The organism is Neisseria sp. 23W00296 (genome assembly GCF_044772855.1).
Classification (GTDB): domain Bacteria; phylum Pseudomonadota; class Gammaproteobacteria; order Burkholderiales; family Neisseriaceae; genus Neisseria.
On sequence record NZ_CP173024.1, the window covers coordinates 517,968 to 540,635 of the forward strand.

Sequence of the window (22,668 nt, forward strand, 5' to 3'; positions counted from 1 at the left end):
CTGAAAAAAGGGCGGATGGGGTTCGGCTCCGCCGAAGCTGTGTTTTCAGACGGCCTTTTTATGCCGCATGGCTTATAATCACCCCCTTTTTTATCCGCCGTTTCTCCACCATGCCCATCACCCAAACCGCTGCCTGGCAGGCACTCGAACAACACCGCCGCGACACCGCGTCCCTCACCATCAGCCAACGCTTCGCCGCCGAGCCCGACCGCTTCGAACGCATGCACGGGCAGCTGCACGGCCTGCTGGTCGATTACAGCAAAAACCGCATCGGCGAAGACACCCTGCAATTATTGTGCGCCCTCGCCGAAACCGCCCGCCTGCCCGAAAAAATGCAGGCCATGCGCCGCGGCGACGCCGTCAATGCCAGCGAAAACCGCGCCGCCCTGCACACCGCCCTGCGCCTGCCCGCCGATGCCGCCCCTGTGTATGTGCACGGCGAAAACGTCCTGCCCGCCATGCACGGCGAACTGGCGCGCGCCCTTGCCTTTGCCGACAGCCTGAACGACGGCTCCTACGCCAATTCAGACGGCCTCCCCTTCACCGACCTCGTCAACATCGGCATCGGCGGCTCCGACCTCGGCGCGCGCACCGCCGTCGAAGCCCTCGCCCCCTATCACGGCAGGCTGCGCGTGCACTTTGCCGCCAATATCGACGGCGCCGAACTGGCCTCAGTCCTCGAACGCTGCACGCCCGCGCAAACCCTGTTCGTCGTCGCCAGCAAAAGCTTCACCACCCCCGAAACCCTGCTCAACGCCCGCGCCGCCCGTGCCTGGCTGCTGGACAACGGCCTTGCCGAAAAGCAGATTCCCCGCCACTTCGCCGCCGTGTCCGCCAATGCCGAAGCCGTGCGCGCCTTCGGCGTCGCCGAAGAAAACCGCTTCGCCATGTCCGACTGGGTGGGAGGCCGCTACTCCGTCTGGTCGCCCGTCGGCCTGCCGCTGATGGCCGCCGTCGGCGCGCAGAACTTCCGCGACTTCCTCGCCGGCGCGCACGCCGTGGACGAACACTTCTTCAACACCCCGCTGCGCCGCAACATCCCTGTCCTCCTCGGCCTGATTTCCCTGTGGTACAACAACTTCCACGGCGCGCAAACCCACGCCGTCATCCCCTACACCCACCTCTTGCGCAGCCTGCCCGCCCATTTGCAGCAGCTTGATATGGAAAGCAACGGCAAACACACCCTTTCAGACGGCCGCCCCGCCCGCTGCGACACCGGCAGCATTATTTGGGGCAGCGAAGGCGTCAACTGCCAGCATGCCTATTTCCAACTGCTGCACCAGGGCACGCGCCTGATTCCCGTCGACTTCATCGTCCCCGCCGACACCCCCTATCCGCAGGAAAACCGCGCCTTCGCCGCCGCCAACGCCTTCGCCCAGGCCGAAGCCCTGATGGCGGGTAAAAGCAGCGGTGAGCCGCACCGCAGCTTCGAGGGCAACCGACCCAGCAACACCCTGCTGGCCGAACGCCTCGACCCCTTCACCCTCGGCATGCTCATCGCCCTCTACGAACACCGCGTCTTCGTCCAAGCCGCCGTGTGGGACATCAACCCCTTCGACCAATGGGGCGTGGAATACGGCAAAGTGCTGGCCAAAACCATTCTCGCCGAACTGGAAAACGGCGTCCCGGCCGCACACGATGCCTCCACCGCCGCCCTGATCGCCCGTTTCAAGCAACAGGCCGTCTGAAAAACGGAGGTGCATATGAAAAAGGCCGTCTGAAACCCTGTCGGACAAGGTTTCAGACGGCCTCTTGCCGTATTTTTATAGTGAGTCAAAATAAAAAAGATACAAGGCAGCAAGCCGAAGACAGTACAGGTAGTACGGCAAGGCGCAGCAACGCCGTAGATTTTTTATTTTGGCTCACTATAAAAGCCCTTGGCTGCAAACCCGATAGCCGGAATGTTTGGAAGGCTCGTTGCGTCTCAATCTGCCGTCTGAAACGGGCTTGCAGTTTTCCCACAGGGACTTCCTTTGGCCGCAGACGGCCTTTTGCCGCAGCCTGCGACAAAACGGTTGCGACACAATTCGCGGGTTTGCAAAAAGGCCGTCTGAAAGCCCCCTTTCAGACGGCCTAAGCGTTTTCAGACGGCCTTTCTCCTTATCAGCCCAACACCTTGCGCGCGGCGGCGAACATCCGATACCAGCCGCCCAATTCGCCCCAGTTTTCAGGCTGCCAGCTCATTTGCGCGGTTTGGTACACGCGTTCGGGGTGGGGCATCATGATGGTGATGCGGCCGTCGGCGTTGGTGATGCCGGCGATGCCCTGCGGCGAGCCGTTGGGGTTGAGCGGGTAGGTTTGCGTTACCGCGCCCACGCCGTCGATGTATTGCAGGGCGATGTTAAGGCCGTCTGACACTGCATTGCCGTCGCGTCCCAAGTGGGCGAAATCGGCGCGGCCTTCGCCGTGGCTGACGACCACGGGCAGGCGGCTGCCCTGCATTTCGGCCAGAATCAGCGAGGGCGATTTGGCGACTTCGACCATGCTCAAACGGGCTTCAAACTGCTCGCTGCGGTTGCGTTTGAACTTCGGCCAGCCTGCGCTGCCGGGGATGATTTCGGCAAGGTTGCTCATCATTTGGCAGCCGTTGCACACGCCCAGCGCGAGGGTGTCTTGGCGCGCAAAGAAGGCGGCAAACTGCTCGCGCAGCGCGGGGTTGAACAGAATCGATTTCGCCCAGCCTTCGCCTGCGCCGAGTACGTCGCCGTAGCTGAAACCGCCGCAGGCGGCGAGCATTTGGAAGTCGGCGAGCTTGGCGCGGCCTGCCATCAAGTCGCTCATGTGCACGTCGTAGGCATCGAAGCCCGCGCGGGTAAAGGCGGCGGCCATTTCTACCTGGCCGTTGACGCCCTGTTCGCGCAACACGGCGATTTTCGGTTTCGCGCCGCTGTTGATGTAGGGCGCGGCGATGTCGTCTTGCGGGTTGAAAGTCAAATCGGCAAACAGGGCGGAGCGCTGGTCGTCCGAAAGTAGGGCAAACTCGCTGTCGGCGCATTCGGGGTTGTCGCGCAGGCGCTGGATTTGGTGGCTGGTTTCCTGCCAGGCTTTTTGCAGCTCAACGATGGATTCATCGAGCAGGACTTGGCGGATAGCGCGGTATTCCGTTGCGCCGAATATGGTATCGCTGTCGGTTTCCACGTCGCAGGCGTTGACAATCCGCAAACGCTTGTCGGCATTGGTTCGGCCGATTGTTTTAACCGGCATGCCCGCCGCATTAGAGAAACCGCAGGCATCAAATGCCGCTTTCACCGCATCGTAATCCGATTTTCTGATCTGAATCACCGCGCCCAATTCTTCGTTAAACAGCTGGGATAAGGCTTCTTCATTGCTCCATTCGCGGGCGCGGTACGGCGTGGAAAGATTGATGTCCAAGCCCACCCGCGCCGCAAACGCCATTTCTGCCAGCGTAGCAAACAAACCACCGTCGCTGCGGTCGTGGTAGGCCAAGAGCTTGTCTTCGGCCACCAGCTTCTGCATCACATCGTAAAACGCTTTCAGGCTGCCTGCGTCGATGTCGGGCGCTTCGCCGCCGGTTTCGTTGTACACCTGCGCCAGCGCCGAGCCGCCCATGCGTGCTTTGCCAAAGCCCAAATCGACCAACAGCAATACGCTGTCGGCGACGTTTTTCAATTCGGGGGTAACGGTTTTGCGCACGTCCGCCACCGGCGCGAAGCCGGTAATCACCAGCGATAGCGGCGAAGTTACGGATTTTTGTTCGCCGTTTTCCTGCCACACGGTTTTCATCGACAGCGAGTCTTTGCCCACGGGAATGCTGATGCCCAAATCTTGGCAGGTTTCGGACACGGCGGCGACGGTGCGGTAGAGTTTTTCGTCTTCGCCCGCGTTGCCGCAGGCGGCCATCCAGTTGGCGGACAATTTGATGTTGCCGATTGGGCCGATGTTCACCGCCGCCAGGTTGGTAATGGCTTCGCCGATACACATTCTGCCCGAGGCGGGCGCGTCAAACAGGGCGACGGCGGGTTTTTCGCCCATCGCCATCGCTTCGCCGCGATAGGTGTCGAAGCCCATCATGGTTACGGCGCAGTCGGCCACCGGCGTTTGGTATCGGCCGACCATTTGGTCGCGGGCGGTCAGGCCGCCGACGCTGCGGTCGCCAATGGTAATCAGGAAGTTTTTGGCGGCCACGGCAGGCAGGCGCAACACGCGGTAGGCGGCTTCTTTCAGGTCGATTTGGCTGCCTGAAAATGCTTTTTCAGACGGCCTTACGGTCTCATCGCGGCGGGTGGTTTTGGGCGGTTTGCCGAGCAATACGTTGAGCGGCAGATCAACGGGATTGTCGCCGTACAAATCGTCGCGCACCTGCAAATGGCCGTCGTCGGTGGCCGTGCCGACCACGGCAAACGGGCAGCGTTCGCGCTCGCACAGGGCGCGGAAGGTGTCGAGATTTTCCGGCAACACCGACAACACATAACGCTCCTGCGCTTCGTTGCACCAGATTTGCAGCGGGGTTAAGCCGTGTTCTTCCAGCGGCACGTCGCGCAGCTTGAACACCGCGCCGCGACCCGCGTCGTTCACCAATTCGGGGAAGGCGTTGGACAAGCCGCCCGCGCCTACATCATGGATGGCGATAATCGGGTTGGCCGCACCAAGCTGCCAGCAGCGGTCGATCACTTCCTGCGCGCGGCGTTCGATTTCGGGGTTGCCGCGCTGTACCGAGTTGAAATCCAAGCTGGAATCGTTGCTGCCGGTGTCCATCGAAGAAGCCGCGCCGCCGCCCAAACCAATCAGCATCCCCGGCCCGCCGAGTTGGATTAACAACGCGCCTTCGGGGATTTCGTTTTTATGCGTCTGCTGCGCTTGGATATTGCCCAAGCCGCCGGCAATCATAATCGGCTTGTGGTAGCCGCGCATTTGGCCGTCAAACTCCTGCTCGAAGGTGCGGAAATAGCCCAGCAAATTCGGGCGGCCGAATTCGTTGTTAAACGCCGCGCCGCCGATGGGGCCGTCGATCATAATATCCAGCGCAGAAGCCAGATGGCCGGGCTTGCCGTAGGGCTGCTCCCACGGCTGGGCGAAACCGGGAATATTGAGATTGGACACGGTAAAGCCGGTCAAACCCGCTTTCGGCCGCGCGCCGCGACCGGTTGCGCCCTCGTCGCGGATTTCGCCGCCCGCGCCGGTGGCCGCGCCCGCAAAAGGCGCGATGGCGGTGGGATGGTTGTGGGTTTCCACTTTCATCAGGATGTGCGTGTCTTCCTCGGCGAAACGGTAGCCCTGATTTTCCGCCGCATGCGGATAAAAACGCCGGATTTTCGCGCCTTCGATAATCGACGCGTTGTCCTTATAGGCCACCACCGTGCCCTCAGGGTGTGCCTCGTGGGTGTCGCGGATCATGCGGAACAAGGATTTCTCCTGCGCCTGCCCGTTTAACACAAAATCGGCGTTGAAAATCTTGTGGCGGCAATGCTCCGAGTTGGCCTGCGCGAACATCATCAGCTCGACATCTGACGGATTGCGGTTCAACGCGCGATAGTTTTCCACCAGATAATCGATTTCGTCGGCCGAAAGTGCCAAACCCAACTCGGCATTGGCCTGCACCAGCGCGTCGCGGCCGCCGTTTAACACGTTTACCGTGGCAAAGGTTTGCGCTTCGGGGTGGGCAAACAGCTTTTCGGCAGCCTGAAAATCGGGCAAAACCGACTCGGTCATGCGGTCGTGCAGCAGCGCCGCCCACGCGCGTTTTTCGTCTTCGTTCAGACGGCCCGACACCCACACCGCCATGCCGCGCTCGATGCGGGTAATCTGCGACAGGCCGCAGTTGTGCGCGATGTCCGTCGCCTTCGATGCCCACGGCGACACCGTACCCAAGCGCGGCGTAATCAAAAACAGATTGAGGCCGTCTGAAACCTGCGGCGCGGCCACGCTCTGCGCGTCGATCAAGGCTTCGAGTTTCGCCGCATCATCCGCTGCCAAAGGCGCGTCGGACGCGGCAAAATACCAAAATTCGCTGGACAACTGAGCCGCCGGCAAACCCAGCGCAGCGGCCTTTTGCAGCAGTTTTTCAACACGGAAATCGGAAAGGGCGCGGGAGCCGCGCAGGGGGAGAACGACGGACATGGCTGGGCTCTTCAAAACGGAGTTGGAAAAGGCGCGCATTATACGACGGGCGGGCGCGGCGTGGGCGGTGCGGACGGTAAAAATGCAGACAATCGGCCGGATGCCGCCGCACGGTTTTGTCGGCAGCTTTTCCGATCGCGCCGCCGATTGAAGCGCATGTGCCTTTGTGTTACTTTCGCCGCCTTTCAAACCCCGCTTTCAGACGGCCTTTGCAGGAGATGAGGCCGTCTGAAAGCCCCGACCCGACAGGTGTTCTCATGAAAAAAATCGAAGCCATCATCAAACCCTTCAAACTCGACGACGTGCGCGAGGCGCTCACCGACATCGGCATCACCGGCATGACCGTTACCGAAGTCAAAGGCTTCGGCCGCCAGAAAGGCCACACCGAGGTCTACCGCGGCGCGGAATACGCCGTCGACTTCCTGCCCAAAGTCAAAATCGAGCTGGTGTTGCGCGACGAACAGGTCGACCAGGTGGTGGACGTGATTATCGAAACCGCCCGCTCCGGCAAAATCGGCGACGGCAAAATCTTCATCATCCCCGTCGAAGAAGCCGTGCGCATCCGCACCGGCGAGCGGGCGGATTCGGCGGTGTAAACGTGTCTGCGCGGCAGGAGGCCGTCTGAAAAAGGCCGTCTGAAACCTCGGATTGGAGTTTCAGACGGCCTCTGTGTACCTGTACGTTTCCCTACGCTTCCCCGCAAAGCCGCAAACCGCGTGCGTTGCTGCGCAACACACCCTACCGGTGCGGCAAAGGCCGTCTGAAACAGCGAATCTGCTTTTTCAGACGGCTTCTGTGTACCTGTGCTTCCCGCAAAGCCGCAAACCGCGTGCGTTGCTGCGCAACACACCCTACCGGTACCGTAAAGGCCGTCTGAAAGCCTCAAACTGCTTTTCAGACGGCCTTTGCGGCGGGCGGGTGCCGAATCAGAATTCTTTTTCCAGAGTCAGCAATACCTGTTTTTTGTTGCGGGGGAAGGCGTAGATATTGCTTTTGACTTTGAGATAGGAAAATTCCAGCTTGGGTGTGATGCCGCCGGGCAGCCATTTTTCTTTCCAAACCGAGGCATCGGCATAAATTTCTTTGTCGCGGCGGATGTCGCCGCCGTAGAGGGTGGCGGGGTTGGCGAAGCGGCGGGAGACGTGGCGGCCGCCGATGCGGAAGTTGATACCGTTGTCGAAGCGGTAGAGTGTGCCGAGGCTGAGCGAGCGGCGGGTGGAGGTTTCTTCTTTGTCGCGGGTGTTTTCGCGCTGTACGGCTGCGCCGCCGAAAACAAACCAGTTGCCCGTCAGTGCGTAGACGGAAGACAGGGAGAGGCTGTTGGCGGTGCTGTCGTAGCCTTCGTAACGCTCGTCGCGGTATTTTCTGCGCAGCGCGGAATACGAGCCCGAGAGTTGCAGGCGGGGCGTGACCCAGCGGCTGACGGATGCCGCCGCGCCGATGCTGCGGCTGTACGGTCTGCCGCCGAGCCATGAGGCGGAGACAAGCGGGGTGAGGGTGAAGGTGTTGTTCAGGTTTTGGTATTTGTAGCCCGCGTCTGCCGAGAGGGAAAATTCGTTGTCTTCGTGCCGGCCCGGATAATGCACGCCGTCGGCTTCGATGTTGAAGCCGATGTTGTGGTTGCCCGAGAGGTTAAAGTCTTTTTGCAGTTGTGCACCGTAGCTGTAGCCGTGGCCGGAACGGGGCAGGCTTTCGGGATCGCGCGGCAGTTTGTAGTAGTAGGTTACGCCGTCGATAACGGCAAACGGCCACAGGAAGTAGTCGTTGGAGGTGGCGTTGTTGGTGTTGCTGCTGTATTGCAGGCCGCCGCGCAGCTTGAACTGCCACGGATTGGCCTGTTTCACGGCCTGCAAATAGGCGTCGGCTTGTGCGGCGGCTTCCGGTTCGATGTCTTCCTTTTTTACCTGCCCGAATTCTTTTGCCGCATCCCGATAGGCGCGGTTTTCAAACAGCATGCCTGCCAAATCGAGGCGGACATAGCTCAAATCGGGCTGTTTGTCCAAGATTTTGCGATAGGTTTTGATGGCTTTGCCGTGCTTGCCCTGAGCGCGCCAAAGCGCGCCTTGAACAAAATCGTACATAACGGGATCGTGGCCGGGAATGTCGCGGTAGAAACCCATGATGTGTTCCAGCGTATCCCAGTCTTCGCGCAGCATGGCGGTGTTCAGGATGTGGTTGGCGATTTCGGGATTTTTTTTCAAATCTTCGTCGCTTAAATCAGGCGTGTCGTCTTCCTGTGCGCCGTCGGTATTTTTTCTGCGCAGGCTGTCGTTGCGCTCGATCTGCTGCTGCCGATCGCCGATATCGCCGCCCACGTCGCGGAAAATACCGAAATCGTCGCGGATGCTTGTTTTGGCTGACGGATCGTCGGCCAAGGCGGTTTGCTGTGTCAGCAGCAGGAGGAGGGAAAGGCTGAGCGGGCGGATGTGTGTCCGATACATGGGAATCCCCGAGAATGTTTGCAGAGGAATGGTTTGCACAGAGTGCCGGAATGTTTCAGACGGCCTGACGGAAAAGGCCGTCTGAAATACGGGCGTGAAAAAAGCGGATTGCGCGCCGCAACCCGCTTTTGCAAGGGCGTATCAGCGTTTGCCGATGATGGCCACGCCGCCGACGCGGTCGGGCAGTCCGTTGACGAAGCCGGCAACTTCTTCGCCGTTCGGGCCGTACACGTTCAGGGTGTAGTGCGGGTCAACTTTGCCGTAGATACTTTCCTTATGCTTGCTTACAACTTCTTGATAAGCAGCTTGGGCGGCAGCAGTGTTGGTAATATACTGCTTGCCTTTTTCAGTAGCGGCTGCACCGCGCACTTCCGCTTTGCCATTGGTTACGCCCAATGTGCCGTTGGCATTGGCGACAATCGGAGCTTCTTTCAATGTGCCGGCTACATTAATAAAACGATTGATATTTTTACCTTTTTCTGATGCTAGGTTCGGGTTCTTAGAACCTTCAATCCATGCAGCGGGCACCAGCAGCTTGTTCAGCGTAAAATCACCCTTGCCGCGTTTGCTTGCCAGATCGATCTGATAGTTGAAATCGCCCTGCGGGAAGTTGGTAAAGGCCACACCGTGATAGCGGAAAGTACCCGATTTCGGCAGGTTGGCGAGTTTGGTGTTGTCGCCGACGATGTGTTTGACAAAATTACGGTTTTTGTATTTGGTGCCGTCCGATTTCAGCTTGGTAACGTTGGCCAGAACACCGGAATATTTCTGCCGGTAGATTCTGTATACCACGTTTGAATCCGTACCTGCCGAGCCGTTGTTGCCGAGCTTGGTTTTGTCGTTGTAGGCCGGGTCTTTCGCCTGCGCGTTGTGCAGTTTGTCGGGTGCGAAAGTGTTCAGCGCGATGGTGGTCTGCGTTACCTTGCGGCCGTTCTGTCCGGCAACGGCGGTGGATGGGCCGTAGGTTTGGCGGCCATAGGTGAATGAACCGGCATATACGCCGTCAACAGATTTGTCGTAGGGCGAATGCTCGTTCAGGTTTACGCGCCAGCCGTTCCAATCTACGGCGGAAGCCGATTGGGTGGCGAAGAGGGCTGCAATGAGGGCGAGGGATTTAAGAGAATTTGCTGCCATGTTAGAATACTCCTATAAAAGGCAAAAAATGAAAGAAAAAGCGCGTAGCGCATTCCCGTTTCTTGATCCGCTGCTCCCCGAAACTGAAATTTTAAGAGACAGCAGCGGGTCAAGTTTTTTTTCCGCATTGCTGCGGGAATTCTGTTTTATGGCTTGGGTTCTGAAATGGCGGCTGATGCCGCTTTTTTGTTGCCTGCCGGAAATTACGGCGGCTTACGGCGGCGTTTGGATTTAATGTAACGAATGAATATTAATCCTACAAATTAACAGAGCGCAAGCAAAAACAGATAAAATAACCATATTTATTTTAATACTGTTGCTTTATGTGAATAAATTTTTATATTACCACCTTATTTTTATCGCTGCGTTCACACTTCTGTGTTTGCCGTAAAAATTACCCCGTGCATTGGTGTAGTAGCGTTTGTTGAACAGATTGCCGACATTGACTGCAACGGCAGCATGTTTGTTGATTTTGTAAGAAGCCATCGCATTCCATACAGCGTAAGAAGGCTGCCACAGTTCCTTCGGTTTGTCTGAAACATAATATTGGCCGTTGGACATTCCGTGTCCCCAAGGTTTCGGCTTCACGCCACTGTTCCATCTCATGCCGATACCTGCGGCAAATTTCGGTGTGAAATCATAGCGGGTAAAGAATTTGAAGGTTTTGGCGGGAGCGGTATAGGTTTCGCCGTAATCCATATTCAGCTCGTCGCCCAATTCGCTGTCGGAATTGGGGGAAGCGTAGGGTTTGCCGATTTTCAGCTTGGTAAAGCCTGCCTGAACCAGCCATTTCGGCGTGATTTTCCCTGCGATATTGATGTCGAAACCGCTGCTTTTGTAGCCGTTGGTAATATCGTATTCCAGCGGGCGGCTGATACACTGACCCGAACTGTCCCAGCCGTTGCATTCGCCTACGCCTGTCGGCTCGAAGGAGGGGTAGCCGTTCTGCGTCATGGTGAAATAGGCAAGGGAGAAATTGAGTTTGTCGTCGAACAGGCCGCCTTTGATACCGAATTCTTTCGAGTTGCCTGTAATCGGCGGAAATTTGCCGCCGCCTTTGGGCTGGCGGTCAAACTGGGTTACGCCGAATGTATCGTTGTCTTTGGCAATACCCGTATAGCTGGCATAAGCATTAACGGATGGGGTTAGTTCGACAATCAGGCCGCCATACGGAATAAATTTTTTGAAATCGCCTGTGCTACTGCCGGCTCCACCACTTATTTCATATTCATATATCGGTGCTTTCTGCCAATTAGCGTCTTTTCTTCTCACGCCGAGCTGTTTATTGAGATCAGACCATCCATGTCCGCCTTTGCGTTTCCAATGAAGCCAGCGTCCTCCTAAAACAGTGGTGATTTTTGCTGTTGGTTTGAGTTTTAAAGAAAAATAAGGTCCAAACTGATAGCTTTTAATTTTCAGGCCTCCTGTCGGATCGTCTGCTGGTCCGAATTTTCCTTTATAAACAAGATTTTCATTCATCATCGGGAAATTACCGTTATTCCAGTAATCCAAAGGCATTGCCTCTGACAAATATGCGGTGGTTTCATAATACGAACCGTTAAAAGCAATACCGTCAGGTTTGGTATTAGCAATAAGCAAGTCTCCCGTTGGAGTTTCACCTAAATAAAATCCACCGCGCGAAGTTCTGTGATCACCACTAATTCCAATAATAAATTGCTGTTCCTGCTTAAATAGTTTGAAACGTCCATCAAGAAAAATATCAAGAGCATGACCGATAAAACTGGCTTTTTCCCTCCCCCATTCGTAGCTGGCGGCATTTAATTTTGGTGCATAACCTGTTGTGCCGATGTCGCCATAAAGAAAATGCTGTTTGTTACGGGTTTGATTATAGGTAGTTTGAAGAGAGAGATTAGAATTAAAAAAGTGCTTGTATTCAATAAAAAAATTGTCATTTATTTGCTTGTCAAACGCCCAGTCTGCGCCGTTATTGAAATTCGGCGGGGTGTCGCGGGCATCTATCCATTCCAGTTTCTCTTCATATGTATTGGGGTCTAGCCCCAAATTGACGCGGGAGTAGCGGGAAACTCCTCTACGTGGTGCGCCGCGCACAACACGGTGCTGGTGGCGGTGGCCGAAGGTGAGAAAGTTTTTATTGTCGGGCGACCATTCGACTACGCCGTAGAGCGCGTGCGAACGCTGCCTTACTCTGTCTAGAAAGCTGTTGCTGTGCCCGAGCGTGGCGACAAAGCGGCCTTTGAGGGTTTTCGATTCGTTTAACGCGCCGCCGTAGTCGAATTCGATGCGCTTGTCGTTCCATGAGCCATATTTCAGATTGAGCGTACCGGCTTTTTCGGCGGTGGGGCGTTTGCGCACAAAATTGATGCTGGCGGACGGATCGCCCGCGCCCGTTGTCAGTCCGGTCGAGCCGCGTACCACTTCCACGCGGTTGTATAAAAAGCTGTCCTGCGCGGTGCGCCCGCCGAGCATGGAGCGGCTGACCATCACGCCGTCAAGCTGGTAATTATCGACGGGGAAGCCACGCGAATAGTATTCCGCATCGCTCACGCCGGGTATGGAATCGTTAATTACCGTAATGCCTGGGGTTTCTTCGAGAATATCGTTGAGGTTTTGCAGGTTCTGATCCTGCATCTGCTGCTGGGTGAACACGCTGATGCTCTGCGGCGTTTCTTTGAGTTTCAAATCGAGCTTGGCGGCGGAGGTGCTGCCTTTGACGGTGTAATTGTCGCCGCTCTGGCGCGGGGTGTTGCGGTTGGCGCGGACGACGACGGCGCTGATGCTGTCGCGCGCATCAACTGTTTCGGCGGAAGGTTGCGGATTGGCGGCCGGGGTTTCGTCTGCCGCACGGGCATAGGCGGACAAGAGTGCGGCGGCAACAAACAGGGAAAGGGGTTTGACGCTCATCTGGATCTCCTTACAATTTGACGAAAAAAGAAATTTACAGGAGTTTACATTCAATCAACCATGATTTCAATAATTAGAATCAATAAGTGTATTGGTCTTAGGAATAAACGGAGGCCGTCTGAAACAACGGGCAACCGGTTTGCACTTTGTTGCAACTCCGCTTTTAGACGGCCTTTTGCTTTGGATGTCCGCACGGTCTGCCTGCGGTTTGCAGCAAAGCGAAACCGCGTGCATTGCGGGGCGGTACATCCTGCCTCAGCGGCACAAAGGCCGTCTGAAAGCTTTTTCAGACGGCCTTTCTGTTAAAATGCGCGCCGTTTTTTCCACACGCACGCCGCCATGAACCAACGCAGCCAATACAGCGAATCCAGCATCACCGTACTCAAAGGCTTGGAGCCGGTTAAAGAACGCCCGGGCATGTACACCCGCACCGACAGCCCCACGCATATCTGCCAGGAAGTCATCGACAATGCCGCCGACGAAGCCTTGGGCGGCTTTGCCGACCGCATCGACGTACAAATCCACGCCGACGGCTCGCTGTCGGTGCGCGACAACGGGCGCGGCATTCCCACCGGTATCCACCCCACCGAAGGCTTGCCCGTGGTCGAACTCGTGTTCACGCAGCTGCACGCGGGCGGCAAGTTCAACAAAAAAGACGGCATGGGCGCGTATTCCTTCTCCGGCGGCCTGCACGGCGTGGGCGTGTCCGTAACCAACGCGCTGTCCACCCGCTTGGAAGTAACGGTCAAACGCGAGGGCCAAATCCACCGCATCGTGTTCTCCGGCGGCGATGTTGTCGAGCCGCTGCACGAAACGGGCAAATGCGCCGTGAAAGACAGCGGTACGGAAGTGCGCGTGTGGCCGGACGGCAAATACTTTGAAAGCCCCAATTACAGCATCGCCGAACTCGAACGCCTGCTGCGCGCCAAAGCCGTGTTGCTGCCGGGTGTAACCGTATCGCTCACGCGCCCCGTAAAAGGAGAAGACGCGCCGCAAACGCAGACTTGGCACTACCCCGACGGCCTCAAAAGCTATCTCACCGACCTCATCAGCGACGCGCAGGAAGCCGTGCCGCTGTTTTCCTGCGCCAACTATCTTTCAGACGGTCAAAGCGGCGATTTCAGCGCAGGCGAGGGCGCGGCCTTCGCGCTCACATGGCTGGAAGAAGGTTCGTGCGCCAATGAAAGCTATGTCAACCTGATTCCCACCCCGCTGGGCGGCACGCACGAAGCAGGGCTGAAACAGGCCGTGTTCCAAGCCGTGAACAATTTCATCAACCTGCACAATCTGCTGCCGCGCGGCGTGAAAGTACAGAGCGACGACGTGTTCGGCAAAGTGGCGTTTGTGCTTTCCGCCCGTGTGCTCGATCCGCAATTCCAAGGCCAAACCAAAGACAAACTCACCAACCGCGACGCGCTCAAACTCGTCGCCGCCGTGTCGGGCGACCCGCTCGAATTGTGGCTCAACCAAAACGTCGAATACGGCAAAAAAATCGCCGAACTGGCCATCCGCCAGGCGCAGGCGCGGATGCGTTCGGTGAAAAAAATCGAAAAGAAAAAAGGCAGCGGCGTGGCCGTATTGCCCGGCAAACTCACCGACTGCGAAAGCGAAGACATCCGTGAAAACGAGCTGTTTCTCGTTGAGGGCGACTCCGCCGGCGGCTCGGCCAAACTCGCCCGCGACAAAGCCACCCAAGCCATCCTGCCCCTGCGCGGCAAAGTGCTCAACAGCTTTGAAATCCACCCCGACCAGCTTTTTGCCAACGCCGAAATCCACGACATTTCCGTCGCCATCGGCGTCGATCCTCACGGCATCAACGACAATCCCGATTTAAGCGGCCTGCGCTACGGCAAAATCGCCATCCTCTCCGATGCCGACGTGGACGGCTCGCATATCCAGGTTTTGCTGCTCACCCTGTTTTACCGCCATTTCCCCAAACTCGTTGCCGACGGCCATATTTACGTCGCCCAGCCGCCGCTGTTCCGCGTGGACGTGAACGCGCAGGGCAAAAGCAAACCCGCGCGCAAATTCTACGCGCTCGACCAGAACGAACTCGACGGCATCTTGGAGCGGCTGCAAAAAGAGGGCGTGGCCGAGTCCAAATATTCCATCAGCCGCTTTAAAGGCTTGGGTGAAATGAACCCCGACCAGCTCAAAGACACCACCATGCACCCCGACACCCGTCGCCTGCTGCGCGTCGAAATCCCCGAGGGCGCGGACGAAGAAACCTACGACATCTTCGTCAGGCTCATGGGCAAAGGCGAAGCCGCCGCCCGCCGCGCCTGGATGGAACGCGAGGGCGATACTGCGCAGGTGGATATTTAGGCCGTTTGAAAATCTGAACAAGGCCGTTCCCGCGCAGGCGGGAGCGGCCTTTTCCGTTTCATCAAACCAAGGTTTCAGACGGCCTTTCCGAGTTTCGGTTTGCCGGAAACCGTATTTTCACTTCGTCGAAGTTTCGTTTTCAGGCGGCCTCTTTATCCGAATCGCGTATAATCCGCCCGTTTTGTCCGTTTCCGTCTGTCCTGTCATGAAATCCTACCGAACCGTTCTGTTTGTTGTGTTCCTGCTGTCCGCCGCTGCCGCGGCGGGTTCGTTTTTTGCCCAATATGTGATGGGGCTGAACCCTTGTCCGCTGTGCATTTTGCAGCGCGTGGCGGTGCTCGCGGTGCTGGCCGCCTCGGCGCTCGCGCTGCTGCTGCCGACGGCCAAGGCCGCCGGACGCGCCGCTGCCGCGCTTTTGGTCGGCACGCCTGCGGTGTGGGGGCTGTATGTCGCGTGCTACCAGCTCTGGCTGCAAAGCCTGCCCGCCGAAGAGCAGCCCAGCTGCGGCGCGCCGTGGACGTTCCGTCTGAAAGAGTGGCCGCTGTTCGATTACTGGCGCTTCGTCGTCGAGGGCTTCGGCAACTGCGGCGTGCGCGAGTATGTGCTAGGCGTGCCGCTGCCCGTGTGGAGCCTGCTGTTTTTCGCTGCGGTGCTGCTTTTGGCGTGGGGCATGCTTCTGCGCCTGCGCGGGCGTTAAACCGCCGCATCAAGGCCGTCTGAAAAGGTTTCAGACGGCCTCTCCCGTTTCCCGAAGCGATAAAAAAACCATGCGAAAACGTTTTGCCCTTCTCCTTCTTTTCCTTTCCCTGCCTGCCGCCGCACTCGATTTGGGCGGCCTGCGTCCCGACGAAGCCGCCGTGTACGTTCGCAATCTGCAAACGGGCGAAGTGATTGCCGAACACCGCGCCGACGTGCCGGTCAACCCCGCCTCGACGATGAAGCTGGTTACCGCCTTCGCCGCCCTGCGCGCGCTGGGGGCGGATTTCCGCTGGCAGACGGCATTCAAATCCGCCGCGCCGCTGCGCCCCGACGGCCTGCTCGACGGCGATCTCTACTGGGTCGGCAGCGGCGATCCCGTATTCGACCAAAACGGCCTGCTGGAAATGCAGGCGCAGTTGCGCGACAAGGGCGTGCGCCGCATCGGCGGACATCTGGTGCTCGACCGCAGCGTCTGGCCGCACACCGGCAGCGCCGACGGTTTCGACGACGACGCCCACCGCGCCTTCGCCACCGCGCCCGACCCGCAGATGCTCGCCTACAAAGTGGCCGCCGTCACGCCCGGCTACGCCCTCGGTAACGCCTCCGCCCCGCCCGCGCTCAATCCGCCCCTGCCCGACGTGTTGGTAGACAGCCGCGCCGTCTTTACGCCCTCACCCGCTCCCTGTCCCGACCCCTCGCGCTTTCTGCGCGGCCGCTACGCCGAAGGCGTGATTACCGTGGAAGGCCGCGCCCCCGCCGCCTGCGCCGGACGCGAAATCTACGTCAACATGCTCGGCGCGGCCGAATTTGCCGGACGCAGCTTCGCCGCACACTGGCGGCAGAACGGCGGCAGCCTCGCCGACGGCCTGATGCAGGGCAAAACCCCGCCCGCCGCCCGCACCCTCGCCCGCAGCATATCCAAACCGCTGGGCGAAGTGCTTGCCGACATGAACAAACACTCCAACAACATCATCGCCCGCACCGTTTTCCTCACGCTGGGCGAACGTTTCGGCGGCAGGGACACGCAAGACCCCGATGCCGCCGTGCGCGTCCAATTCATGCTCGCAGGCATCGACACCGCGCCCCTGGTTTTGGAAAACGGCTCCGGCCTGTCGCGGCGCGAGCGCGTGTCCGCCCGCATGATGGGCGAAATGCTCGCCGCCGCCTACAAAAGCCCCTTCGGCCGCACCTTCGCCGCCACCCTGCCCGCCGCAGGCGGCGAGGGCACGCTGAAAAACCGCTTCCGCCACATCGGCGCGCCGCTGCGTCTGAAAACGGGCACGCTCAAAGACGTGCGCGCGCTGGCAGGCTATTACGATGGCGGCAACGGCACGCCGCCCCTGGCCGTTGTCGTGATCGTCAACAGCCCGCGCGCCGAAAAACTGCTGGGCGAATTGGACAGGCTCATCGAACGCCTGATTTTCCCGCCCGCCCCGCTTTCAGACGGCCAAACGCCCAAGTAAAGCGCAGGCCGTCTGAAAACCGTTTGAAAACCGTTTAAAACCCCACCGAAAGGACAACCCGTGAATATCGAAAAAGGCCGCCGCGTCGGCATATTCTACACCCTCACCGACGGCAGCGGCCGCCTGCTCGACCAAAGCGAAAACGGCCGGGCGCTGCGCTACACCGCCGGCGCGGGCGAAATCATCCCCGGCCTCGACCAAGCCCTGATCGGCCGCGCGGCGGGCGACAAACTGACCGTTACCGTTGCCCCCGCCGAAGGTTACGGCGAGCGCGACGAAAATCTGGTACGCGAAGTAGACAAAGCCTATCTCGCCTCGGTATTGCCGCAGATGGAAGAAGGCATGGCGATAGAGGCCGACACCGGCGACGGCGCGCGCGTGTTCTACGTCCGCGAAATCGACAGCGAACGCGTCACCCTCGACGCCAACCACCCGCTCGCAGGCATGACCCTGCATTTCGACATCGAAATCGCCGACGTGTCCGAAGCGGGCAAAATCCGCGTGGATTATTAGGGGCTGTTGGCAATCAGCCCCCGCCCGCACGGCAAAAGGCCGTCTGAAAACCCGGAAACAGGTTTCAGACGGCCTTTCTGTCAGCCCCCGACAGTGTTTTCACTTCGTTCGTTGAATCTTCGCTTTCAGAAACGTCATGTCCGCGCAGGCAGGAACGGCCTTTCGGGTTTCAGGCTGATTTGAGGCCGTCTGAAACCTATCGGACAACAGCGTCCCCTCTCCCGCTAGTACCCCTTCGGGGCATAAACGGGGGAGGGCTAGGGTGGGGCTTGCGCTGCTGCGGAAATCTTTGCGGGCGGTGAAAAATACAGTTCTGCGAACTGCCACCCCACCCCGACCCTCCCCCGCGCTTAGGCGCAGGAGAGGGGGTAAGGTGCGCGGAGGAAATGACGGTTTTAGAAACGTTATCCCTACGCAGGCGGATGGCCTGAAAATGTCGGATACAAGTATCCGACCTGCGGCTGTTTCTTTGAGGCTGTCTGAAACAGGGCGTTCAGACGGCCTGTTCTATCCACGCGCTCAGGCCGCCTTCGCGGCGGTTTTCCAAACGCAGGGTCAGGCCGTGCAGGGCGGCGATTTGTTCGACGATGGAGAGGCCGAGGCCGCTGCCTTGCTCGTTTTGTCCGGCGGGGCGGTAGAAGCGTTCTTTGATGCGCGGCAGGTGTTCGGCGGCGATGCCTGCTCCGTGGTCGCGGATTTCGATGCGGTCGGGGTAGAAGTACAGGCCGACTTCGCTCTCTTCGGGCGAGTGGCGCACGGCGTTGTCGATGAGGTTGCGTAACATGAGTTGCAGTAAAACGGGGTCGCCCTGTATCGGCAGGGGGCGGCCGGCAAAGTCGCGTTTGAGGCGGATGCGTTTTTCGCGGGCGGCGGGGTTGGCCTGTTGCAACACTTGGCCGCTGAGGGTTTCCCAGTCGATGTTTTCGCGCCGGGTGAGGCCGCTTTCGGGATCGAGGCGGGCGAGGGTGAGGAGCTGGTTGATGAGGTGTTCGGCGCGTTCGAGGCTTTGGCGGATTTGGTGCAGGTGGTGCGGCTGTTCGTCGGGGCTGCTGAGGGCGAGGACGTCGGTTTGCACTTTGAGGGCGGACAGGGGGCTGCGCAGTTCGTGTGCGGCGTCGGCGGTGAAGCGTTTTTCGCGCTCGGAGGCCGTCTGAACGCGCTCGAGCAGGCGGTTGAGGGCGTTGACGACAGCTTGGGTTTCTTTGGGTACGGCGCGGGTAACGGGGGTGAGGTTGTCGGCGCGGCGTTCGGAGAGTTCGCGCGCCAGCAGATCGAGCGGGCGGATGCTGCGTTTGACGGCCAGATGCAGGAGGATGGCGAGCAGGGGCAGGACGAACAGGGAGGCGGCAAGCTGCACCCAGACGATGTGCCAGAGCATTTCGAGGCGTTCGTGCCAGCGTTGGGCGACGGCGGCGGTGAGGCCGGTGGCGTCGTTGCGGTAGTAGACGACGCGCCAGCTGTCGTCGCGCCAGACGGGGGCGGTGTCGGTGAAGCCGGGGGTGTCGCTGAAGGGGATGCGGCGGCCTTTTTCGTCGGCCAAAAGCAGGCGGCCGCGTTTGTCCCAGATGGCGATGCCGTTGTGTTTGTCTTTGGCACTGCCGCGCCGAGCTTCTTCAAAGCTGTGTTTGATTTTGGGCAGGAGGATGGTTTCCCAGTCGGCTTGGCCTTCGGCGTCGTCTTCGTCTTCATCGTCGGCATCGTCGTCGTGTTCGTCGTCTTCGATGTCGATATAGGGCAGGGCGCGGGCGAGTTCGCTCATCTGGCTGTCGGCCGATTCGTTGAGCTCGTTCAGGGCGAGGGTGAGGGAAACGGCGTTGGTGACGAGCCAGACGGCAAACAGGCCGCCCGCCAGATAGTAGAACAGGCGGGTGCGGATGGCGGTTTCGGGCGGCAGGGTTTTGAAAAGGGGCATGGCTGTTCGGGCGGTTTGGGTTGGCGGATGTGCGGAGGCTTTCAGACGGCCTTTTCAGACGGCCTAAGGCGCTTCGCCGAGGCAGTAGCCCAGTCCGCGTTTGGTTTGGATAACGGAGGCGCCGATTTTTTTGCGCAGGTGGTGGATGTGCACTTCCACGGCGTTGCTTTCGACTTCCTGCTCCCAGCCGTAGAGGCGGTCTTCGATTTGGGCGCGGCTGACGATGTGTTTGGGCTTGGACACCAGCATTTCGAGCAGACGCCATTCGCGGGCGGTCAGATCAAGCGGCTCTCCACCGAGCGTGGCCGTTTGCGCGGCGGTGTCGAGTTTCAGACGGCCGAAGGTCAGGCCGCTGTCGCTGCGTCCCCGGCTGCGGCGCACGAGGGCGTTGAGCCGCGCGGCGAGTTCTTCGAGGGCGAAGGGTTTGCACAAATAATCGTCCGCGCCGCCGTCCAAACCGGCGAGGCGGTCGGGCAGCGCGTCGCGGGCGGTGAGGATTAACACGGGAAAGCTCAGGCCGCTTTGCCGCCACGCACGCAAGACTTCCATGCCGTCCATACCCGGCAGGCCGAGGTCGAGCACGGCGGCATCGTAAGGCGCGAGGGCGGCGGCATCGCGCCCTTGGAGGCCGTCTGAAAACCAGTCGGCGGCCATGCCGAGCTTTTTCAAACCGGCGGCGATGCCGTCGCCGATGTGGGGGTCGTCTTCTATCAACAGTATGCGCATGGGAGATTCCGTATGAGTGAGAGGCCGTCTGAAAGGCGTTCAGACGGCCGGTATTAAAGCACGGTTTGATTAAGGGAAGCTTAATAGTGAGCCAAAATAAAAAATCTACGGCGTTGCTGCGCCTTAGCTCAAAGAGGGCGGTTTTCTACGGCATTAAAAATGCCAAGAAAACCTGTCCCGTACTACTTGTACCGTCTGCGGCTTGCTGCCTTGTATCTTTTTTATTTTGACTCACTATAAACAAAACACGAAGGCCAAACGGGGGTCAAATTTGTTTTCTGTAAAAACAATGGATTGAATAAAAATCTGCGTCAAAATGCCTTCTTAAGATTCGCTTAATCTTGCTTTGGTTTAATGCGCTCCATCGAAAGGGATGGTAGCAGAAAAACATCCCGCCCCATTTACCTCAAACCGAAAAAAGGAATCCGACATGAAAAAATCCCTCTTCACCGCCCTGATCGCCCTCACCGCCGCCGCTTCTTTTGCCGACGACCACATCGAGCGTCAGATTTACAGCGACAGGAATTTTGAGCAAAACCGCGCCAAAGCAGTGAAAATGCTGGAAAAACGCGGCTATCAGGTTCAAGAAGTCGAAGCCGACGACCGCCGCGGCAAACCCGTTTTGGACATCGACGCCTATAAAAACGGCCGCAAATACGACATCGTGCTCTCCTATCCCGACCTGAGAATCATCAAAGAGCGCATCGACTATTGATTTTCCGTTTTCCGATTATCCTGTTAACCATCATTCAGATACCAAAGAAAGAAACCTTATGAAAGCCAACAAAAAAAGCATCATCGCCGCCCTCGTCACCGCCGCCGTCCTGAGCACCGCAGGTGCGGGCGCCTACGCCGCAGGCATGGTTCCCGGCAGCAAACACGCCGCCCTCGTCCAAAGCAAAATCAGCGCCGCCCAAGCCATTGATTACGCGCTGGCCAAAGCCAAAGGACAGGCTGTCGACGTCGACTTCCGCCACAAACACGGCCAAAGCTATTACAAAGTGGAAATCATGGACGGCAGCGAGCAAACCGAAGTGTTCGTCGACGCCAACAACGGCAGCATCCTCGACAGCCGCCCCGACTACGACAGCAAGCCGCGCCGCCCCGTGCCGCAGACCGGCATTTCGCTGAAACAGGCGATTGCCGCCGCCGAAGCGAAAACCGGCGGCCGCGCCAAAGACGCGGAGCTGAAATACAAACGCGATCTGCCCGTTTACAAAGTGGAAACCGTCAAAGACATGCGCAAATACGAAGTGCGCGTGAACGCCGCCGACGGACAGGTTCTCTCCTCGCATCTGGATTTCTAAGGCATTCCGTTTGCCCCTAGGGTCTGCTGATAATCAGGCCGTCTGAATCATTTTCAGACGGCCTTTCCCGTGTTTCAGAAACGTCATTTGCGCGAAGGCGGGAGCGGCCTCATCCCGTTCTAGGCCGTCTGAAAACCCCGTCCCGCCTCCTTTCGGCTACAATCCGCCCCGTTTCCCACATAAGGAATAAGGAGCAGAACATGAGCGCCGGCCATCATCACGACCATGCCCACACCGCCAACAAAAAAGTGCTGGCCGTGTCCTTCTTCATCATCGCGGGCTATATGCTGGTGGAAATCGCCGGCGGCCTCGCCACCGGCTCGCTGGCGCTGCTCTCCGACGCGGGACATATGCTCTCCGACGCCCTCTCCGTCGGCCTGTCGCTTCTGGCCTTCAAACTCGGCGAAAAAGCAGTGAACAGCAGCCAGACCTTCGGCTACAAACGCGCCGAAATCCTCTTTGCCCTGTTCAACTGCCTCACCCTGCTGGCGATTGCCGTGTTCGTCGTTATCGAAGCCGTCGAACGGCTGGACAACCCGCCCGCCGTCGCCGGCGCGGGCATGCTGGCGGTGGGCGCCGTCGGACTGGCCGTCAACCTCTTCGTCGCCCGCTATATGCACAGCCGCGGCGACGTGCACGAAAACATCAACATGAAAAGCGCCTACCTGCACGTTTTGGGCGACCTGCTCGGCTCGCTGGGCGCCGTGGCCGCCGCCCTGCTGCTGATGTTTTTCGACTGGCGCTGGGCCGACCCCGTTATCAGCGTGCTCATCGCCCTGCTTATCGCCAACAGCGGCGCTTCCGTGCTGCGCCACACCCTGCACATCCTGATGCAGGGCGCGCCGCCGCATATCGACCAGGCCGCGCTGGTTGCCGAAATCCGCACCGTGCCGCAGGTGCTGGGCGTGCACGACCTGCACATCTGGACACTCACCAGCAGCCGCCACCTGCTCTCCGCCCACCTCGTACTCGACGGCGCGCTCACCGTGCGCGAAGCCCAAGCCGTCGTCCGCACCGTGGAAGAACTGGCGCGCGGCAAAGGCATCGGCCACATCACCCTGCAAACCGACGCGCAAGACCACACCCACGGCGACCATCTCTACTGCCAAACCGAAGACGCCGACGACGGACACGGCCGCCATCATTAGCCGCACCCGTCACGCAAACGGCAAAAGGCCGTCTGAAAC

At 59.0% G+C, this 22,668-nt stretch carries 16 protein-coding genes; 10 read left to right on the forward strand and 6 right to left on the reverse strand.

The features are described 5' to 3' along the window. Positions 1 to 110: 110 nt before the first annotated feature. Entirely contained in the window at positions 111 to 1,688 is a 1,578-nt protein-coding gene (gene pgi, locus ACG2K1_RS02735; protein ID WP_395428131.1) for a glucose-6-phosphate isomerase, read from the forward strand. A gap of 415 nt (positions 1,689 to 2,103) precedes the next feature. Here the strand turns inward: pgi and purL are convergent, their stop codons facing one another. Beyond that, positions 2,104 to 6,078, reverse strand: a complete 3,975-nt coding sequence (purL, locus tag ACG2K1_RS02740; protein ID WP_395428129.1) for a phosphoribosylformylglycinamidine synthase — start codon at positions 6,076 to 6,078, stop codon at positions 2,104 to 2,106. Between the two features lie 257 nt (positions 6,079 to 6,335). Here purL and ACG2K1_RS02745 point away from each other — a divergent pair, with 257 nt between their 5' ends. Further along, positions 6,336 to 6,674 carry a P-II family nitrogen regulator gene (locus tag ACG2K1_RS02745; protein WP_009427336.1) on the forward strand — a complete coding sequence of 113 codons (339 nt, stop codon included), beginning with the start codon at positions 6,336 to 6,338 and terminating at the stop codon, positions 6,672 to 6,674. Between the two features lie 330 nt (positions 6,675 to 7,004). Here ACG2K1_RS02745 and ACG2K1_RS02750 read toward each other — a convergent pair whose 3' ends face one another. Together ACG2K1_RS02750 and ACG2K1_RS02755 are read right to left on the reverse strand one after the other, a co-directional pair. Next, the gene (locus ACG2K1_RS02750) at positions 7,005 to 8,519 is read right to left on the reverse strand and encodes a surface lipoprotein assembly modifier (protein ID WP_395428127.1); all 1,515 of its coding nucleotides are present in this window, start codon (positions 8,517 to 8,519) and stop codon (positions 7,005 to 7,007) included. Positions 8,520 to 8,660: 141 nt separating this feature from the next. Then, a complete protein-coding gene (locus tag ACG2K1_RS02755) occupies positions 8,661 to 9,653 on the reverse strand; it encodes a factor H binding protein domain-containing protein (protein ID WP_009427334.1) in 993 nt (330 codons plus the stop codon). Between ACG2K1_RS02755 and ACG2K1_RS02760 the strand changes: the two genes are divergently transcribed. Continuing rightward, on the forward strand, positions 9,652 to 9,888 hold the full coding sequence (locus tag ACG2K1_RS02760; protein WP_395428126.1) for a hypothetical protein: 237 nt from the start codon (positions 9,652 to 9,654) through the stop codon (positions 9,886 to 9,888). The two genes, ACG2K1_RS02755 and ACG2K1_RS02760, sit on opposite strands and share 2 nt — an antisense overlap. Before the next feature lie 107 nt (positions 9,889 to 9,995). Here ACG2K1_RS02760 and ACG2K1_RS02765 read toward each other — a convergent pair whose 3' ends face one another. Continuing rightward, the gene (locus ACG2K1_RS02765; RefSeq protein WP_094030817.1) at positions 9,996 to 12,536 is read right to left on the reverse strand and encodes a TonB-dependent siderophore receptor; all 2,541 of its coding nucleotides are present in this window, start codon (positions 12,534 to 12,536) and stop codon (positions 9,996 to 9,998) included. 339 nt (positions 12,537 to 12,875) lie between these two features. On the opposite strand from ACG2K1_RS02765, the gene ACG2K1_RS02770 reads away from it, so the two are divergent. From ACG2K1_RS02770 to ACG2K1_RS02785, 4 genes are all read left to right on the forward strand, one after another. Beyond that, positions 12,876 to 14,861, forward strand: a complete 1,986-nt coding sequence (locus ACG2K1_RS02770) for a DNA topoisomerase IV subunit B (protein ID WP_395428125.1) — start codon at positions 12,876 to 12,878, stop codon at positions 14,859 to 14,861. A 205-nt stretch (positions 14,862 to 15,066) separates the two neighbouring features. Beyond that, positions 15,067 to 15,558, forward strand: coding sequence for a disulfide bond formation protein B (locus ACG2K1_RS02775; RefSeq protein ID WP_009427325.1), 492 nt, complete (start codon positions 15,067 to 15,069; stop codon positions 15,556 to 15,558). Positions 15,559 to 15,628: 70 nt separating this feature from the next. Then, entirely contained in the window at positions 15,629 to 17,023 is a 1,395-nt protein-coding gene (dacB, locus tag ACG2K1_RS02780) for a D-alanyl-D-alanine carboxypeptidase/D-alanyl-D-alanine-endopeptidase (RefSeq protein WP_009427324.1), read from the forward strand. A gap of 60 nt (positions 17,024 to 17,083) precedes the next feature. Further along, on the forward strand, positions 17,084 to 17,536 hold the full coding sequence (locus ACG2K1_RS02785) for a peptidylprolyl isomerase (protein WP_009427323.1): 453 nt from the start codon (positions 17,084 to 17,086) through the stop codon (positions 17,534 to 17,536). 493 nt (positions 17,537 to 18,029) lie between these two features. Here ACG2K1_RS02785 and ACG2K1_RS02790 read toward each other — a convergent pair whose 3' ends face one another. Both ACG2K1_RS02790 and ACG2K1_RS02795 read right to left on the reverse strand, forming a co-directional pair. Further along, positions 18,030 to 19,448, reverse strand: a complete 1,419-nt coding sequence (locus tag ACG2K1_RS02790; protein ID WP_395428122.1) for an ATP-binding protein — start codon at positions 19,446 to 19,448, stop codon at positions 18,030 to 18,032. 63 nt (positions 19,449 to 19,511) lie between these two features. Next, positions 19,512 to 20,174 (reverse strand): response regulator, encoded by a 663-nt coding sequence (locus tag ACG2K1_RS02795; RefSeq protein ID WP_395428120.1) that lies wholly within the window; start codon positions 20,172 to 20,174, stop codon positions 19,512 to 19,514. A gap of 430 nt (positions 20,175 to 20,604) precedes the next feature. On the opposite strand from ACG2K1_RS02795, the gene ACG2K1_RS02800 reads away from it, so the two are divergent. From ACG2K1_RS02800 to ACG2K1_RS02810, 3 genes are all read left to right on the forward strand, one after another. Further along, positions 20,605 to 20,889, forward strand: a complete 285-nt coding sequence (locus tag ACG2K1_RS02800) for a PepSY domain-containing protein (RefSeq protein WP_009427318.1) — start codon at positions 20,605 to 20,607, stop codon at positions 20,887 to 20,889. 58 nt (positions 20,890 to 20,947) lie between these two features. Continuing rightward, entirely contained in the window at positions 20,948 to 21,481 is a 534-nt protein-coding gene (locus ACG2K1_RS02805) for a PepSY domain-containing protein (RefSeq protein WP_395428118.1), read from the forward strand. A gap of 200 nt (positions 21,482 to 21,681) precedes the next feature. After that, positions 21,682 to 22,629: a cation diffusion facilitator family transporter gene (locus ACG2K1_RS02810; RefSeq protein WP_395428116.1), complete on the forward strand. Its 948-nt coding sequence runs from the start codon at positions 21,682 to 21,684 to the stop codon at positions 22,627 to 22,629. The last annotated feature ends 39 nt before the right edge of the window (positions 22,630 to 22,668 follow it).

What these genes read in the sequence shown, in the direction of transcription:
- pgi (WP_395428131.1), top strand. Translation starts at nt 111, where the DNA reads ATGCCCATCACCCAAACCGCTGCCTGGCAGGCACTCGAACAACACCGC.
- purL (WP_395428129.1), bottom strand. Translation starts at nt 6,078, where the DNA reads ATGTCCGTCGTTCTCCCCCTGCGCGGCTCCCGCGCCCTTTCCGATTTC.
- ACG2K1_RS02745 (WP_009427336.1), top strand. Translation starts at nt 6,336, where the DNA reads ATGAAAAAAATCGAAGCCATCATCAAACCCTTCAAACTCGACGACGTG.
- ACG2K1_RS02750 (WP_395428127.1), bottom strand. Translation starts at nt 8,519, where the DNA reads ATGTATCGGACACACATCCGCCCGCTCAGCCTTTCCCTCCTCCTGCTG.
- ACG2K1_RS02760 (WP_395428126.1), top strand. Translation starts at nt 9,652, where the DNA reads ATGTTAGAATACTCCTATAAAAGGCAAAAAATGAAAGAAAAAGCGCGT.
- ACG2K1_RS02755 (WP_009427334.1), bottom strand. Translation starts at nt 9,653, where the DNA reads ATGGCAGCAAATTCTCTTAAATCCCTCGCCCTCATTGCAGCCCTCTTC.
- ACG2K1_RS02765 (WP_094030817.1), bottom strand. Translation starts at nt 12,536, where the DNA reads ATGAGCGTCAAACCCCTTTCCCTGTTTGTTGCCGCCGCACTCTTGTCC.
- ACG2K1_RS02770 (WP_395428125.1), top strand. Translation starts at nt 12,876, where the DNA reads ATGAACCAACGCAGCCAATACAGCGAATCCAGCATCACCGTACTCAAA.
- ACG2K1_RS02775 (WP_009427325.1), top strand. Translation starts at nt 15,067, where the DNA reads ATGAAATCCTACCGAACCGTTCTGTTTGTTGTGTTCCTGCTGTCCGCC.
- dacB (WP_009427324.1), top strand. Translation starts at nt 15,629, where the DNA reads ATGCGAAAACGTTTTGCCCTTCTCCTTCTTTTCCTTTCCCTGCCTGCC.
- ACG2K1_RS02790 (WP_395428122.1), bottom strand. Translation starts at nt 19,448, where the DNA reads ATGCCCCTTTTCAAAACCCTGCCGCCCGAAACCGCCATCCGCACCCGC.
- ACG2K1_RS02795 (WP_395428120.1), bottom strand. Translation starts at nt 20,174, where the DNA reads ATGCGCATACTGTTGATAGAAGACGACCCCCACATCGGCGACGGCATC.
- ACG2K1_RS02800 (WP_009427318.1), top strand. Translation starts at nt 20,605, where the DNA reads ATGAAAAAATCCCTCTTCACCGCCCTGATCGCCCTCACCGCCGCCGCT.
- ACG2K1_RS02805 (WP_395428118.1), top strand. Translation starts at nt 20,948, where the DNA reads ATGAAAGCCAACAAAAAAAGCATCATCGCCGCCCTCGTCACCGCCGCC.
- ACG2K1_RS02810 (WP_395428116.1), top strand. Translation starts at nt 21,682, where the DNA reads ATGAGCGCCGGCCATCATCACGACCATGCCCACACCGCCAACAAAAAA.